This is a genomic window from Salinibacillus aidingensis (assembly GCF_055393355.1).
Genome location: NZ_AP043759.1, coordinates 3,179,459 through 3,195,728, shown reverse-complemented (window position 1 = coordinate 3,195,728; position 16,270 = coordinate 3,179,459). Strand labels below are relative to the sequence as shown.

The 16,270-nt window shown below is 42.9% G+C and carries 13 protein-coding genes; 10 read left to right on the top strand and 3 right to left on the bottom strand.

Translation table 11 applies throughout. The features are described 5' to 3' along the window. The first annotated feature begins 38 nt into the window (after window positions 1-38). Entirely contained in the window at window positions 39-1,205 is a 1,167-nt protein-coding gene (locus tag ACZ5OK_RS16465) for a M24 family metallopeptidase (protein WP_425542192.1), read from the top strand. A 204-nt stretch (window positions 1,206-1,409) separates the two neighbouring features. On the opposite strand, the gene ACZ5OK_RS16460 is transcribed toward ACZ5OK_RS16465, so the two are convergent. Continuing rightward, window positions 1,410-1,901: a CarD family transcriptional regulator gene (locus ACZ5OK_RS16460; protein ID WP_343838789.1), complete on the bottom strand. Its 492-nt coding sequence runs from the start codon at window positions 1,899-1,901 to the stop codon at window positions 1,410-1,412. Between the two features lie 197 nt (window positions 1,902-2,098). Here ACZ5OK_RS16460 and ACZ5OK_RS16455 point away from each other — a divergent pair, with 197 nt between their 5' ends. The 8 genes from ACZ5OK_RS16455 to ACZ5OK_RS16420 all read left to right on the top strand — a co-directional run bounded on the left by ACZ5OK_RS16455 (window position 2,099) and on the right by ACZ5OK_RS16420 (window position 13,122). Next, a complete protein-coding gene (locus tag ACZ5OK_RS16455; protein WP_425542191.1) occupies window positions 2,099-3,028 on the top strand; it encodes a fumarylacetoacetate hydrolase family protein in 930 nt (309 codons plus the stop codon). A gap of 83 nt (window positions 3,029-3,111) precedes the next feature. Further along, entirely contained in the window at window positions 3,112-4,761 is a 1,650-nt protein-coding gene (locus tag ACZ5OK_RS16450; RefSeq protein ID WP_343838785.1) for a peptide ABC transporter substrate-binding protein, read from the top strand. Between the two features lie 130 nt (window positions 4,762-4,891). Then, window positions 4,892-6,406, top strand: a complete 1,515-nt coding sequence (locus ACZ5OK_RS16445; protein ID WP_343838783.1) for an amidase family protein — start codon at window positions 4,892-4,894, stop codon at window positions 6,404-6,406. A 69-nt stretch (window positions 6,407-6,475) separates the two neighbouring features. Then, on the top strand, window positions 6,476-8,815 hold the full coding sequence (helD, locus tag ACZ5OK_RS16440; RefSeq protein ID WP_343838781.1) for an RNA polymerase recycling motor HelD: 2,340 nt from the start codon (window positions 6,476-6,478) through the stop codon (window positions 8,813-8,815). A gap of 532 nt (window positions 8,816-9,347) precedes the next feature. Next, window positions 9,348-10,913 (top strand): BCCT family transporter, encoded by a 1,566-nt coding sequence (locus ACZ5OK_RS16435; RefSeq protein WP_343838779.1) that lies wholly within the window; start codon window positions 9,348-9,350, stop codon window positions 10,911-10,913. Window positions 10,914-11,345: 432 nt separating this feature from the next. Next, entirely contained in the window at window positions 11,346-12,635 is a 1,290-nt protein-coding gene (locus ACZ5OK_RS16430; RefSeq protein ID WP_343838777.1) for an FAD-binding oxidoreductase, read from the top strand. Continuing rightward, window positions 12,628-12,714 carry a BBE domain-containing protein gene (locus tag ACZ5OK_RS16425; protein WP_425542196.1) on the top strand — a complete coding sequence of 29 codons (87 nt, stop codon included), beginning with the start codon at window positions 12,628-12,630 and terminating at the stop codon, window positions 12,712-12,714. The genes ACZ5OK_RS16430 and ACZ5OK_RS16425 overlap by 8 nt, the downstream gene beginning before the upstream one ends. A 75-nt stretch (window positions 12,715-12,789) precedes the next feature. Beyond that, window positions 12,790-13,122 (top strand): DUF2680 domain-containing protein, encoded by a 333-nt coding sequence (locus ACZ5OK_RS16420; protein ID WP_343838775.1) that lies wholly within the window; start codon window positions 12,790-12,792, stop codon window positions 13,120-13,122. Between the two features lie 38 nt (window positions 13,123-13,160). Here ACZ5OK_RS16420 and ACZ5OK_RS16415 read toward each other — a convergent pair whose 3' ends face one another. After that, window positions 13,161-13,340: an H-type small acid-soluble spore protein gene (locus tag ACZ5OK_RS16415; protein ID WP_343838773.1), complete on the bottom strand. Its 180-nt coding sequence runs from the start codon at window positions 13,338-13,340 to the stop codon at window positions 13,161-13,163. 130 nt (window positions 13,341-13,470) lie between these two features. Here ACZ5OK_RS16415 and ltaE point away from each other — a divergent pair, with 130 nt between their 5' ends. Then, window positions 13,471-14,490: a low-specificity L-threonine aldolase gene (gene ltaE / locus ACZ5OK_RS16410; RefSeq protein WP_343838771.1), complete on the top strand. Its 1,020-nt coding sequence runs from the start codon at window positions 13,471-13,473 to the stop codon at window positions 14,488-14,490. A gap of 264 nt (window positions 14,491-14,754) precedes the next feature. Here the strand turns inward: ltaE and ACZ5OK_RS16405 are convergent, their stop codons facing one another. Then, a complete protein-coding gene (locus ACZ5OK_RS16405; RefSeq protein ID WP_343838769.1) occupies window positions 14,755-16,233 on the bottom strand; it encodes an amidase family protein in 1,479 nt (492 codons plus the stop codon). Window positions 16,234-16,270: the final 37 nt, after the last annotated feature.

Genomic DNA, 16,270 nt, shown 5'->3' with positions numbered 1-16,270 from the left:
AATGACTGCCTGAGAAAAACATAAGGGAGGGATCTGATGTGATGTTCCCGATTATGGAATATAAAGAACGAATGAAAAAGACGAAGGAAAGGATGGCGCTGGAAGGAATGGATGTATTACTCGTAACCAATCCGTCCAATATGAATTATTTGTCAGGGTATGATGCCTGGTCCTTTTACGTTCATCAGATGCTCGTGGTTATCCTTGATGAAGATCAGCCTCTGTGGATTGGCAGGAAACAGGATGCGAATTCAGCCAAAACAACGACCTGGATCGATCACGAAAATATTTTTTCCTATACGGACGACTATGTGCATGCCATTACCAAACACCCCATGGATGAAATTGCACGTATTTTAACGGAAAAAGGATTTGGAAACTGTGTGATCGCAGTGGAAAAGGAAAACTATTATTTTACGGCTAAGGCATTTGAGCAGCTGCAAAAAGGTCTCCCCCAGGCAACATTTAAGGATGCCTCTTTACTGGTGAATTATGTGAGACTTATTAAGAGCGATACAGAAATCAGTTATATGAAAAGAGCCGGAAAACTGGTGGAAAAAGCAATGAAAACCGCCGTTGAACAAATTAAAGAAGGGGTAAGAGAAAACGAGGTTGTGGCCAATATTTTCTATACGCAAATTTGGGGAACCCATGAATTCGGCGGGGATTATCCTTCCATCGTTCCCCTGCTTCCTTCCGGGGAAAGCACCTCTTCCCCTCACATCACCTGGTCCGATAAATCATATGGAAATGGCGACTATGTCATTATAGAACTTGCCGGCTGTTATAAAAGGTATCATGCGCCTTTGGCAAGAACCCTGGTCATTGGTGAGGCGAGTCAGAAGGCAAAGGATACCGCCAAAGTTGTAAATGAAGGGATTGAGGAAACGCTGGCCTTTATTAAGCCGGGTGTGACGTGTGAGGAAATCGAGGAGGTCTGGCGTACAACCGTTGCCCAATATGGCTTTATAAAAGATTCCCGAATAGGATATTCCATGGGGCTGAGCTATCCGCCTGACTGGGGGGAACATACAGCAAGCCTGAGAGCGGGAGACAAAACCATTCTGCGGCCGAATATGACCTTCCATCTTATTCCGGGTATATGGTATGAGGATTTTGGCATTGAGATTAGCGAATCTTTTGCCGTAACGGATAGTGGAATTGAGACTTTTGCCAATTTCTCGAGAGATCTGTTTGAAAAATAAGAGCTGTCTCTATATCGAGACAGCTCCATTAATCATATTTTTTCAGGATTTATCACGTATTAACTGGCCGTAATACCCCCCACTTCAAGTTTTGAGGGTAACCCAACAAGACTAAGTGGGGGATAAACGGCCAGTAAAAACCTGATAAGTTCAACTAACCATCAGTGGGGGATGGAGAAAACCCCCACTGATGGAAGTTTCACTTTATGCTCCAAAGCCCTGTTTCATGACTTCATCCAGGTACTGATGTGCTTTGTTTTCGTCTATATTCTTCACCATTACAAGCTCACTGATTAATACCTGCTGTGCGTTTGTCAGCATATTTTTGTCAGCAGTTCCGAGTGTTTTGTTTCTGCTGATTCTGGTTAAATCTCTGATCACTTTAGCTTCTTCAACTATGTCACCGCTTTTTATTTTCTCCATATAGACTCGATGTCTCTGGTTTGGATGAACGTTTAAATCATCATCGTCTGTTGTCAAAGCCGTTTGCATTTCCTCAAGCTTATCTGAATCTACAATCTTACGTAATTTAAGCTTATCCTCATTCCCTTTAGGAATCATGACATTCATATTTTGAGTGGGGATCTTCATGATGTAATAGAGCTTTTTCTCTCCTCTGAACTCCTTTTCTTCAATGCCTTCAATAACACCAGCGCCATGCATTGGGTAAAAAATTTTATCACCAATTGTAAACAATAGGACACCCCCAGGTTCATTCATAGTTATATTATAACATAAAATTTCCTAACAGTAAAATTTTATATTTTACCACCATACTATTATGATGTCAACAAATTTATGATAAAAAATCGCTGCTTGTCTAAAGATTCTAACAATGATTGACATCCATGACCGCATAGGCTAGGGTATGTACAAAATGAGTTAAGGGAGGAATGATTTTGAGAATTGTTTTCTATGAGCCTGAAAATACGTTTGGTCAGATTCGGACAGGAGTGTTGTACGATAACAAGGTCATTGATGTGAATGAAGCCTATCGGTCGTTCCTTACATATAACGAAGCCTCTGCATCGTCAGCGGACCAGCTTGTGCCTGCTTCAGTCAATGATTATCTTGCTCTGGGAAAGGCAGCTTTTGATCGAACGAAGGAGGCCGTTTCTCACGCCATAGAACACCAGGAAGACAGTGTGATGCTGGACCGAAATCTGGTCACATTAAAGGCACCTCTGAAGCAGGGAGCTAAAGTGATATGTGTTGGAAAAAATTATCGGAACCATGTCTCGGAAATGAAAAGTGAGATTCCTGATTTCCCCGTGCTTTTTGCTAAATTCTCAAATGCTATGATTGGGCCGGAAGATCAGATTCAAAAATCCTCTAAAACGAATAAGCTGGACTATGAAGGTGAGCTTGCTCTGATCATCGGTAAAGAAGCGTCCCAGGTCTCCCGGGATAAGGCTTTGGATTATGTTGCAGGATATACAGTCGGAAATGATGTATCGGCAAGAGATCTGCAAAAGCGGACCCCTCAATGGCTGCAGGGAAAAACGTTGGATCATAGTACACCCATTGGCCCTTGGATGGTAACTGCTGATGAAGTGCCGGACCCCCACGACCTGACAATTAAGACCACTGTCAATGGAGAGCAGAGGCAGTACTCCAACACCCGTCACTTTATTTTTAATATTCCCTATTTAATTGAATTTATTTCAAGTTTAATTACTTTACAGCCTGGTGATGTGATTTTAACAGGCACACCGGATGGCGTCGGCTTTGCTATGGACCCGCCCCAATTTCTTGAAAATGGAGATCAAATAAAGATTGAGATTGAGAAAATTGGAATTTTAGAGAATGATGTAAGGCAATAATAATGCAAAGAAACAGATGAAAATGTATAATTTTCTTTGTAGCTTTTAACTCTACAACTAGAAACCAGCAAGGAGGAAGCAGCATGAGATCATCTAAGAAGACATTGTTGTTAGCCATGGCTATATTGCTGACAGCCTTTTTGGCAGCCTGTGGCGGTAATGATAATGCTGAGGAATCAGGAGAAGGTGAAGACAATAATCAGGTCTTACATCTAAGTAATGGGGACACCATTCCTACTATGGATTCATCGATGGCAACAGACGAATATGCCTTTCAATTCTTAAGTGCAACAACGGAAGGTCTATATCGTTTGGGTAAGGATGGTGAAATTAAGGAAGGAATCGCCAAAACTCACGAGAAAAGTAAAGATGGACTGACATGGACATTTGATTTACGTGAGGATGCTGTCTGGTCAAATGGAGATCCTGTCACAGCTCATGATTTTGTTTATGCATGGCAGCGGGCGGTTGATCCTGAGACAGGTTCAGAATATGGCCCTTATATGATGAGTGGAGTGATTAAAAACGCAACAGCCATCAGTGAGGGCGACATGAAACCCGAGAAGCTTGGTGTTGAAGCAGTGGATGACTATACGTTAAAAGTCAACCTGGAAAATCCTGCTCCATACTTTGAATCATTAACGACATTTGGTACATTCCTGCCGTTAAACGAAGAGTTTGTTAAAGAGCAGGGTGACAGTTATGGGACAAGCTCTGATACATTATTGGCAAGTGGTCCTTTTATCCTTGAAGACTGGGAAAGCACTTCAACCTCATGGACTCTTAAAAAGAACCCGGACTACTGGGATGCTGACACTGTTCAGCTGGAAAAAATCACATTTGATGTCATGAAGGACCCGCAAAGTGCTGTGGATTTATATAATAAAGGTGAACTGGACCGTGTGAATCTTACCTCTGATCTTGTTGATATGTATAGGTCCGAGGACGAGTTTTCCACAGTTACAGAACCTGTGTTAACCTTTATTAAATTTAACCAGACGGAAAAAGAATCTCTCCAGAATGTTAATATTCGAAAAGCCATTAGCTATGCCATCAACAAAGAGGCTATGGTGAATGAAATTATGAATAATGGAGCGATTGCTGCCACAGGTGCGGTTCCAAAGAACTTTTCCTTCCATCCCGAAACAGGAAAAGATTTTCGTGAAATCAATGGAGATATGGTTAGCTTCGATAAAGAAAAAGCTTTGGAGTATTGGGAAAAAGGACTTAAAGAAATTGGAAAGGATACCGTTGAGCTTGAGTTCTTATCCGGTGATACAGAAACCGGTAAAACCATTAACGAATATATCCAGAACCAATTACAGCAAAACCTTCCTGGACTTAAGGTTACTCTGAAGCAGGTGCCGTTTGAACAGCAGCTGGATCTAACCTCCAATATGAACTATGATATGGCTATTTCATCCTGGGGGGCCGATTATCTTGATCCATATGGCTGGCTGAACCTGTGGCTGACTGATGGAGGAAATAACGAAACAGGCTATTCGAATTCTGAATATGATCAGTTAGTTCAAAGCAGTGTTACAGAATTAGCTCAGCAGCCGGTTAAACGTTTCGAAGCGTTGCTTGAGGCTGAAAAAATTGTATTTGAAGATGCCGTAATTGCTCCATTATACCAGCAGGGCAAAGCACAATTAACCAACCCTGATCTGAAGGGTGTCATTCGAAATGACTTTGGTGCAGAATATGAATATAAATGGGCCTATATGGAATAAATAGGCTATTGAGGGAGAGAGCATATACCTGGTATGTGCTCTCTTTTTTGTTGTAAGGAAAAAGGAAAACACCAGCCTATCGCGAATAAACTGATAAATAGACTTTGTTTATGGGAGTGTGGTGGCTGGTATGTTTCATTATGAAGATTATGATGGACTTGGACTGGCAAAGCTGGTTCAGAAAAAGGAAGTAAAGCCGGAAGAACTGACAGAAGAGGCAATAAAACGGATTGAGCAGCACAATCCACAACTGAATGCGGTTATTCATAAAATGTACGATCAGGCAAAAAAACAAAGTCAGCAGCCGGTTACTGGAACGTTTGCAGGTGTGCCGATGCTTTTGAAGAATATCACCCAGGAGATCGAGGGTGAACCGATTACAGCAGGCTCCAAAGCATTTAACAATTACCGGGCAAAACAGGATTCAAACTTTGTTAAAAAACTAAGGGAAACAGGGGTGTCTTTTTTAGGACAAACCAATGTACCGGAGTTTGCACTGATGGGAATCACTGAACCGAAGCATTATGGTCCCACAAGAAATCCGTGGAATCCTGATTATACTCCTGGAGGATCAAGTGGAGGTTCAGCAGCTGCAGTAGCTTCAGGTATGGTCCCGATAGCCGGAGCCAATGATGGGGGAGGGTCGATTCGCATTCCTTCTGCCTATACCGGTCTTTTTGGTTTGAAGCCGAGCAGAGGAAGAACTCCTGTTGGACCTAATGTGGGCCGGAACTGGCAAGGGGCTTCCGTAGATCATGTTTTATCCAAAACGGTACGGGATAGTGCGGCCATGCTGGATGAATTACGGGTTTACGAAAAAGCAGGTGCCTTTCACGCTCCGCCCTTTGACGGAAGCTATTTAGACATTGTACAAGCCTTGGAAAGCCGCCCGCTGAAAATTGCCTATTCCACTCAATCACCAATAGGTACAGAGGTTGAACAGGACTGTATAGAAGCGGTGGAAAAAACGGCACGGTTACTGGAGGATATGGGTCATATTGTGGAAGAAAAAGAGCCTGGTGTAAATGGACGGGCACTGGCCAAAAGTTATTTTACGATGTATTTCGGGGAAGTCTCCGCTACTTTACATGATCTGCAGGACGTACTGGGAAGGAAGGCAAAACCATCTGATGTTGAGCCTGAAACCTGGCTGCTTGGGATGCTCGGTAAAGCCGGATCAATTGAAGACTATGTGCTGAGCATGCGGGAGTGGGATCAGGCAGCCATTAAGATGGAGAGCTTCCATGAAGAGTATGACTTATATATGACACCGACGACAGCCTTTAAACCGGCGCGGATTGGTGAGCTTGATACGAAGCCGTCCGAGAAACGACTTATCCGCATAGCCAGTTCCCTGCATTTAGGGAAAGTATTAAAAAAGGTCAGGATCATTGATCAGATCATGGAGGACAGCCTGAAACGAACCCCTTTTACACAGCTGGCCAATTTGACAGGGCAGCCCGCCATGTCCATTCCCCTGCACAAAACAGACCATAATCTGCCACTTGGAGTTCAGTTTATTGCAGCGAGAGGTCGGGAAGATTTATTATTGGAACTGGCCGGTCAATTAGAACAGACGGAGCATTGGTTAAAAGTGAACAAACAACAGGAAAAATCTGCAGCAAAACACAGCTATTCTGTATAGAAATAGAACAGGCCATACCATAATAGAATGAGAAGTAGAAAACATAAGATCATGTAAGGTAGTGATTACGTGGATGAGCAAAATCAGGAGCGATTAGCCGAAGAACATCGGATTAGAAACGTTCAAAAAGAGATCGATAAAGTCATACAAAAGCTGAAAACAAATGTTGGTGAAGTAAAGGATCGTGTTCTTGAGCTGAGGAAGAACTTCTGGGAGGATGTGACGGTCAATCTTGATGAGCCTGATGATGTCATTGAGACCCAGGCGAGTATTAAACAGCAGGCCGAGCTCCTTTCAGAAAGAGAACGAAGCCACGGACAGTGGAGTGAAAGGCTGAAGACCCTTGATAAACTGAAGGATAATCCCTATTTTGGCCGGATCGATTTTTTAGAGGATGGGGAAAAAGAGACCGATCAGATTTACATTGGTATTTCATCATTAATGGATGCCAATGAGGAAAACTTTTTAATCTATGACTGGCGGGCGCCTATTTCAAGCATGTATTACGATTATCCCCCAGGCAGGGCGGAATATGAAACAGTTGAGGGGACGATTGAAGGCGAAATCAAGCTTAAACGCCAGTTCATTATTCGAAATGGCAAGCTGGAAGGAATGTTTAATACAGGGATAACCATTGGAGATCACCTGCTGCAGTCCGTGCTTGGCCAAAATGCCAGTGAAACGATGGAAAGTATTGTGGCGACGATTCAAAAGGAGCAGAACCAGATTATCCGTAATGAAAATAATAAAATTCTGATCGTCCAGGGGGTGGCGGGAAGTGGAAAAACATCTGCAGCCTTACAGCGGGTGGCTTACTTATTGTATCGCCATCGTCAGTCCCTGACATCGGAAAACATTTTACTATTCTCCCCCAACCCTCTGTTTAACAGCTATGTGGCTAATGTATTGCCTGAGCTTGGGGAAGCAAATATGAAACAGACGACCTTCCAGGAATACTTAGAAAAACGGTTGAGGGAATCCTTCAAGATCGAAACCCCGTTCGAGCAGATGGAACGATATTTAACCCGTCGATTTGACGGACAATATGAGGAGAAAATGGCTGCGATTCACTTTAAATCCAGTTTAACGTTTAAACAGCTTCTGGATAACTTCCTCGACGCCTTGTCGGCAGAAGGGATTCAGTTTCGCAATATAACCTTTAAAGGCAGGGTGCTTGTCTCAAAGGATGAGATTTATCATTATTTTTACAGCCTTGATTCCCACGTTACTATTGCCCATCGGATGGATGAGGTTTGTGATTGGATTCTGGAAAAGCTCGCTGAAGTTGAAAAAACAGAGCGGCAAAAGGATTGGGTTTTATCTGAAATCGAGCTGCTGGACAAAGAGGATTATGCCCAGGCATTCCAGGAGCTGGATCAGCAGAAAAACTTTAATGATGAAACCTTTGATGATTACGAAAGAGAAGAACAAAAGCTGCGTAAATGGGTTGTCCGCAGGCGGATGAATCCACTAAGGAGAAAAATAAAAAGGCTGCAGTTTGTTAATGTACGTCTGACCTATCTGAAATTTTATCAGGAATGGTCCCATTATGACTTCAACCAGGAAAATCTTCCGAGAGAATGGGGAGTTATCAGTGGACAAAGTATTGAAAATCTGAGCCGGAAGTTTCTCTCATGGGAGGAGGTTACCCCGTACTTATATGTTCATGACCATTTACTGGGGTCCATGAAAGATCGGGGGATACGTCATGTCTTTATTGATGAGGCTCAGGATTATTCTCCTTTTCAATTTGCTTATTTAAAGGATAAATTTCCAAGCAGCCAGATGACCGTGTTAGGCGATGTGAATCAGGCTATTTATGCTCATGCCTTATTGGGGGATACAGTTATTGATGCCTCTCATGAGGAGAAAATGGAGAAAATTACATTAATGAAGAGCTATCGCTCAACAAAGCCGATTGTGGAATTTACCCGGCATATCGTTGAGGGAGGCGACCGGATCCAAGCCTTCAACAGGGACGGTAAAGTGCCTCTTCTTAAAATCGTTTCTGAGGAAGGGCATCTGTCCGCCTCCATTAAGAATACGATTCAGGAGCTGCAATCGAGAGGGCATGAAACGATAGCGGTCATTTGTCATTCCATGCAGGAAGCTGAAAAAGCCTATCATCAATTGCAGGAACAGCTTTCTGTTTCGTTAATTGATGAAGAAACCACCACATTTGAAAAAGGCATTGTCATTGTACCGACCTATCTGGCAAAAGGAATCGAATTTGATGCAGTGATTCTTTATAATGCTTCTGAACATGTTTACCAGGATGAACTGGAGCGGAATCTTTTCTATACTGCATGCACTCGGGCCATGCATGAACTGGTGATGATGTCAGCTGGAGCGCCATGCACATTTATTCATGAAGTTCCAAAAGATAAATATGAAGTGGTAAAAGATTAGACAAAGAAGTCAAAAGTCATAACCAGCTGACTTTTGACTTCTTACTTTTAGACTTGCGGTAAGGGAAAAAGGTCGGGGGTATCTCTTCTGAACAAAGCTGAAATCCATGATAAATGGACAAATCTGCTTTATCCGGGAGCATATGACGCTATACCATAGCAATAAAAGATATACTTAACAACACATCCCCTCTTTATATCCATATGAGAAGAATTGGAAGGATTTGAAACAAAATGAGTGTTGACGCACATAAATTTTCTCCCTATAATTCTAAAAAGATGTTTTAAGAGCTTTCAATTTGGGTAAATCATAACATGCCCCTTTCAAACAGGGCTCTGATAAAACAAAAACAGGGTAGGTGTAAGTATCCAAGACGACTACTTTAGGCATTTAATTATTCGTAAAAAAGCCGTTTGTAAATCAGTCCCATAAACGATTTCATTCGAAAAACTATACTAGAAAAATGAATAAGAACGAAAGATTAGAAGCATGATGAAAAATAAACTGTGTATTTTACTTTAGGAGGAAAAGAATGAAATCGTTCAAACCGAAAACGGACTGGACCACGATGATCGTCAGTGGTGGATTTTTAGGACTATTTGTTATATTTTCTTTAATTGATATGGATATGGTTGGCCGATGGGTGACAAGTTCGTTTAATTGGTCAGCAAAATACTTTGGTGCTTATTGGCAAATTTTATTGCTGGCTATTTTCTTTGTAGGGATTGGCTTAGCTGTTTCCAAATATGGAAGTTTAAAACTTGGTAAAAAAGACAAACCAGAAAACAGTTATTTCCGTTGGGTTGCTATGATATTATGTACTTTACTCGCTAGTGGTGGTGTGTTTTGGGCTGCATCCGGACCTATACAACACTTCATGTCCACTCCGCCATTGTTTGCATCAGAAGGAATGACACCCTCTGAGTCCGTGCTCCCGGCTCTGGCGCAGAGCTTTATGCATTGGGGATTCCTGGCATGGGCAACATTGGGAACTTTAGCAACAATCGTCCTCATGTATGCACATTATCATAAAGGATATCCACTAAAACCTCGTACAATTTTATACCCATTATTTGGTGAGAAAATCTTTGGTAAAAGTGTCATTGGATCTACGGCGGATATCGTATCCATTATCGCAGTGGCTGCCGGTACAATGGGTCCAATTGGTTTTCTTGGATTACAGGCTGGCTATGGATTAAATGATTTATTTGGGATTCCAAATACATTGACAACAAATATTATTATTATGGCAGGACTTGTGACCATATCTGCGATTTCAGCCGCAACAGGTGTAGATAAAGGAATTCAGTTATTAAGTCGTATCAATGTTATTATGGTTCTTGTCTTAGGAATTGCCATTCTATTAGTAGGGCCAGGAATGTTTATTATTGATTCCTTTATTGGTGCTCAGGCCTTTCAGTTACAGCACTTCTTTGAAATGTCCATGTACCGGGCCGATCAGGAATGGCTGGGTTACTGGACCATTTTCTTCTGGGGTTGGTTCCTGGGATATGGACCAATGATGGCTATCTTTATCAGTAAAATATCCCGCGGAAGAACGATCCGTGATTTAATTGTGGCTGTTTCTGTCATTGCCCCACTCGTCAGTAACTTATGGTTTACGGTTGTTGGAGGTACTGGTTTATTCCAGGAGCTCAATAATCCAGGCTCTATTTCTGAAGCCTTTAATGAAGGTGGAATGCCGGCAACTGTAATGGCCATCATGGATCAGCTGCCAATGGGATTCATTTTAGCTTTAGGTTTCCTATTGGTTACGGTCGTATTTGTTGCTACAACGGTTGACACCATGTCTTATACCGTTGCCGTTACCATTACCGGCTCTGACAGCCCAGCCAGATGGATCCGTGTATTTTGGGCGGTCATGTTCGGTATCCTGACGGTTGTTCTCTTAACCATCGGTGAGGGAAGTATTTCAGCATTACAAAACTTTATCGTAGTAACTGCTGTTCCGGTTTCCCTGCTCTTACTGCCTCCTGTATGGACGTCTGTAAAAGTGGCCAAAATGATGTGGAGCGAAAAAGAACAGGCAGCTGCAGATGCTGCAGATAAAGAAGAAGCAGAAAAAGCCGCAAGTTAATACGAAAAGCGAAGGCGACCGTTTAGGTCCGACGGCATAAGCAGAATATCCGGAGTGGCCGCCTTTTGGCCATGTAGGATATTCTGCTTATGACCGCTTGGGCCTGGGAGCCGCAGCTGGACAAAGAAAAGCGAAGGCGACTGATCAGGTCATGCGGGATAAGACGAAGACATGGAGTGGCATGCATTTGGCCACGGAATGGCTTTGACTTATATCCGCCTTGACCTAGGAGCCGCAGCTGGACAAAGAAAAGCGAAGGCGACCGTTTAGGTCCTATAGCCGCCGCTCGATAATAAAAAAACAAGGCATTCTCTTCATGAGCGTGCCTTGTTTTTTATGCAAAAATATTTTGAAAGTTCAAAATCCATATACCCCTTTGCTTTTGAAACTGGTATAATCAATATATTAAATTCGTTATAAAGGATGATTGCAATGTCGTATGTTCTTAGTAAAAAACTGAAGGGCAGGCTGTTACTGCCTGAACACCATGAATACAATGAGAGGAGAAAGGTCTTTAATGGCGGAATCGAACGGTATCCAAAGGCTATTGCCGTCTGTCTTACGGAAGAGGATGTAAGGGCTGCTGTTACATTTGCAAGGACAGAGATCTTAACCATTTCCGTGAGGGGTGGAGGCCACCACGTAGCAGGGACAGCTGTATGTGATCATGGATTAATGATTGATTTATCCGAAATGAGGAATGTCGACGTTGACACTGACCGGAAAATTGCATATGTCGAAGGTGGAGCCATACTGCGGGATATTGATATGGAAACTCAGAAGTATGGGCTGGCTACTCCAACGGGTACAGTATCCCAGACTGGAATTGGGGGCCTGGCTCTTGGGGGAGGATTAGGATATCTGAGAGGCAAATATGGATTGACGAGTGATAATCTTTTGAGTGCGCGTATTGTAACAGCAGATGGCAAATTGCTGGAGGTCAGTTCTAAGCATCATCAGGATTTGTTTTGGGCCCTTCGCGGAGGGGGCGGTAATTTTGGAATTGTGACTCAGTTTGCGCTTAAACTTCATGAAATAGGCCCGAATATTTTAGGTTTGGATGTCATGTATGACTTTAAAGATGCAGGTGAGGTATTACGTAAAGCTCAGGCGTATATAAAAGATGCCCCCGATGAAGTATCCTTTAATATTACAGCCATGCAGCTGCCCCCGGCTCCATTTTTACCGGACTTTTTGCATCATCGAAAAGTCATTTCACTTACCGGCATGTATGCAGGCGACCCTGAGGAGGGAGAATCTGTCCTAATGCCTCTCCGCAACATTACCAAGCCGGTTGTTGATCAATCGGGTGTTTTCCCTTACACAGAGCTGCAATCCAAGCTCGATGCCATGGTGGAAAGCAATATCCCTGTATATGGAACCTCCCTTTATTTTTCCTCGCTGGATGATCGTGTCATAAATAAAATTCTGACAAAATTAGATCAGGCTCCTTCTTCAAGCATCTTAGTGCAATTATGGGCCCTGAATGGTGAAATGAATCGGGTACCTGTTGATGAAACTGCATTTGCTGTACGTGATGCTGCCTTTGTACTATTCATCGATGCTATGGTCATGCCGGATATGGATGCAGAAGTATTAAAAAATTGGGTGGAATCGGTCTATCATGAGCTATTGCCCTACTCTCATCTGAACGCATCCTACTTAAATGGGATAGGATTAGGGGACTCGATTACCAAGCGTGCCTATGGGCTGAATTTTTAACCGGCTAAAAGAGATAAAACAGCAATACGATCCTGAAAATGTATTCCGTCATAATCACAACATTTCCCCGCAATCTTAATCTTAAAAAATATGTATATTTTCCACTTTTGCTCACAAACTATGACAGAATCACGATGCGAAGGAGGATATACATATGAAAAAATGGATCGCCTTATGCTTTGCTTTCATGCTCACTCTCGGTCTTTCGGCTCCTGTTATCAGTGCTGAGGATCACGATCAAATGGAGACCAATCTGGAAGACATCGAACTCAATGATGCTCAACAGCAGGAGCTTGAGGCTCTGCATAGTCAAATGTTCAAACTGCATGAACAATTGGTCAGCAAATATGTAGAGTTTGGGGTTTTAAGCGAGGAAAAAGCGGAAAAGAAACTGGAGCATATGAAAGAGCATCAGGAAAAACTCAAGGAAAACGGTTATGTCCCATATTGGAAGGATAAAAAACACAAGAAAGATGAAGAAGATTAAAAAGAAGGGCTGTACCTAGCGGGGTACAGCCCTTCTTTTTAATGCTCTTTCAGACTTTTTAGTGGAACATCCTCTTCTTTATTGGGTGAATCTAAAGGATAAATGCGAGCCATATCACTATGTTCATCTACATGCTGAATATAAACAGGTGTTCCATTATGGGTAACATTAATTAATTTTGGTGCGTCTACAATTTCCTGTGCTCGCTGACGGTCCATTTTCCTACCTCCTCTTATCGATGTTCCTGCCAATTTTAGGTTTTGGAATTTTTTCTTAATTATACAGAGCGGATTTTCTTTCTCACCATTTGATGGCTATAGTATGATGAGGTTAAGGGAGGACTGGACAATGATCGATTTACGAAGCGATACCGTAACAAAACCAACAGATAAAATGCGCCAGGCAAGCCTGGAAGCAGAGGTTGGGGATGATGTGTATGAAGAAGACCCGACGATTAAAGAACTGGAGGCTAAAGCTGCTGAAGTAACCGGCAAGGAAGCTGCACTATTTGTTACAAGTGGTACGCAGGGGAATCAGTTGGCCGTACTTACGCATACCAAACCAGGACAGGAAATAATCCTGGAAGAGGATGCGCATATTTATAAGTTTGAAGGTGCGGCTATTTCTGCCCTTGCCGGGGTGCAGCCACGTCCCATTAAGGGAACGAAGGGTGCAATGAATCCGGAAGACTTGGAGGCGGCAATTCGGCCGGATGATATTCATTTTCCTGAAACAGGGATGATTGGTCTCGAAAATACCCACAATCAATCAGGTGGAACCATCCTTCCGTTTGAAAATATGAAGGAAATCTATGAAGTTGCCCGGAGAAATCAGGTACCCGTTCATTTAGATGGGGCGAGATTGTTTAATGCCTCTGTGGCATCAGGGATATCGGTTCAAACCTATGCAAGTTATACAGACACTGTACAATTTTGCCTGTCGAAAGGACTGGGAGCGCCGGTTGGTTCAATCATCGCTGGTTCTAAGGACTTTATTCAGCGCGCCAGAAAATGGAGAAAACGGCTGGGCGGGGGCCTGCGTCAGGCAGGGATTATTGCTGCGCCCGGGATTGTTGCATTAACGGACATGGTGGATCGGTTAACAGAGGATCATAAAAATGCAAAAAAACTGGCAGAAGGATTGGACCGCTTGGATGGGTTAACCGTTGAAAATGATGTGGAAACGAACATTATTGTGTTAAATGTAAAGGGCACACCATATACAGCGTCTGAATTTGTTGAACGTCTAAAGGAAAAGGGTGTATTGGCCGGTGCCATTGGGCCGGATTCTATTCGTCTCGTGACACATTTGGATGTAACCAGTGAGGATATAGAGACAGTATTGAAGTTAATAAAGGGAATCATTTAGAGCAAGCTTAAAGGATTTGATATTTTTTAAGGATATATCTGCTGAGTCCTATAACCCACATAAAACAGACCCCAAAAGCTGAATTTTGGGGTCCATTTTAAAGGGGTGTATTTAAGGATTTATCACGCATTAACTGGCCGTAATACCTGAGGGTACCCCAACAAGACTAAGTGGGGGATAAACGGCCAGTAAATACCTGATAAGTTCAACTAACCATCAGTGGGGGGGATGGAGAACCCCCCCACTGATGGAAGTTTCACTTTATCATGAATCTTTTAATTCCGGTGGTTTCCGCAATTGAGTTGCCTGTTCAAATCCATAGGCCATTTTTAATAATTTCCCCTCATCAAAGGCTTTTCCTGTTAATGTAATGCCCAGAGGCTTTCCACTGCGTGTATATCCGCCCGGAACTGTAATCGATGGATATCCTGCCTTTGCAGGTATGGCGGCACCGACATTGTTTGGGAACAGAATGGCGTCTAGTTCGTTCTCCTTCATGACCGCATCTATTCCTTTATCCCGGGACATATAGACATCCTTTTCCAGACTTTTTAAATAGGCCGATTCTGTGAGATTTCCGCTCGTTTCTTCACTGCTGGTTAATAAGGTCTGTCCATATTTAAGCATACGACCCTCATGCTTCTCATTAAACTGGATCACGTCTTCTAACGATTTTACGGGAACATGGTTTTCTGTCTGTTGAAGATAGGTATTAATTCCGTTTTTAAATTCATAGATCAGCGTATTCATATCCCAATCTTCATCCTGGGAAGGCATTTTGACATCATCCACAAGCTCTGCTCCATGTTCTTTTAACACAGTCAGGGCTTTCTCCATTGTTTCTTTTTCTTCCTCATCCAGTAATCCAAAATAAGGATCACGGGCAATACCTATGGTGGTCCCTTCCAGCCCCTCTTTTTCTAAAAAGGATACATAATCCACAGTTGGATGAAGATTGGTGTTCGTTATCGGGTCTTCGTCATCCACTCCGGCAATGGCACTTAGTACAATCGCAGCATCCTTTACGGTTCTTGCTATAGGTCCGGCTGTATCCTGACTGTGGGAAATGGGAATAATTCCTGCTCTGCTGATTAGCCCTACAGTTGGTTTTACCCCTACAACCGAGTTTGAGCTTGCCGGACTTAATATCGAGCCGGATGTTTCTGTTCCGATAGCTGCCGTGACCAGGTTGGCCGCCACTGCCGCCCCTGAGCCACTGCTTGATCCCCCAACGTCAAGCTCTCCCGGGCCATAAGGATTCAGCACCTGGCCACCCCTGGAGCTGTAGCCATTGGGCATTCCGTCTGTCATGAAGTTTGCCCATTCCGTCATATTAGCTTTTCCTAATATGATGGCCCCTGCCTGCTTGAGCTGTTTGGCAACAAAAGAGTCCTTATTGGCAGTGTGATCCTTTAAGGTAAGGGAGCCGGCGCTGGTATGCAGCTTGTCATGGGTATCTATGTTGTCCTTTAACAGAATCGGAATTCCATGTAATGAGCTTCTTTTTCCTTTATTTTTTCTTTCTGTATCGAGTGCTTCGGCGAGATGAATAGCTTCAGGATTGATTTCCAAAATAGAATTCAGTTTTACACCATCCTGATCATAACGCTGAATGCGATACAAATACATCAAAACAAGCTCTTTGGATGTGATTCGTTCATTTTCGAGTGCATGCTGAATCTGATCAATGGTAGCTTCCAGTAATTGATGGTCTGCGATTTCTTTCAACCTCTTATTAAACAAATGGCATCTTTCCTTTCTTATAATGTCCATGCCCAGC

Bases quoted from the DNA above. Each gene is read 5' to 3' on its own strand.
- ACZ5OK_RS16455 (WP_425542191.1), top strand. From the start codon at position 2,099: ATGATTTTGAGAATTGTTTTCTATGAGCCTGAAAATACGTTTGGTCAG.
- ACZ5OK_RS16450 (WP_343838785.1), top strand. From the start codon at position 3,112: ATGAGATCATCTAAGAAGACATTGTTGTTAGCCATGGCTATATTGCTG.
- ACZ5OK_RS16445 (WP_343838783.1), top strand. From the start codon at position 4,892: ATGTTTCATTATGAAGATTATGATGGACTTGGACTGGCAAAGCTGGTT.
- ACZ5OK_RS16435 (WP_343838779.1), top strand. From the start codon at position 9,348: ATGAAATCGTTCAAACCGAAAACGGACTGGACCACGATGATCGTCAGT.
- ACZ5OK_RS16430 (WP_343838777.1), top strand. From the start codon at position 11,346: ATGTCGTATGTTCTTAGTAAAAAACTGAAGGGCAGGCTGTTACTGCCT.
- ACZ5OK_RS16420 (WP_343838775.1), top strand. From the start codon at position 12,790: ATGAAAAAATGGATCGCCTTATGCTTTGCTTTCATGCTCACTCTCGGT.
- ACZ5OK_RS16415 (WP_343838773.1), bottom strand. From the start codon at position 13,340: ATGGACCGTCAGCGAGCACAGGAAATTGTAGACGCACCAAAATTAATT.
- ltaE (WP_343838771.1), top strand. From the start codon at position 13,471: ATGATCGATTTACGAAGCGATACCGTAACAAAACCAACAGATAAAATG.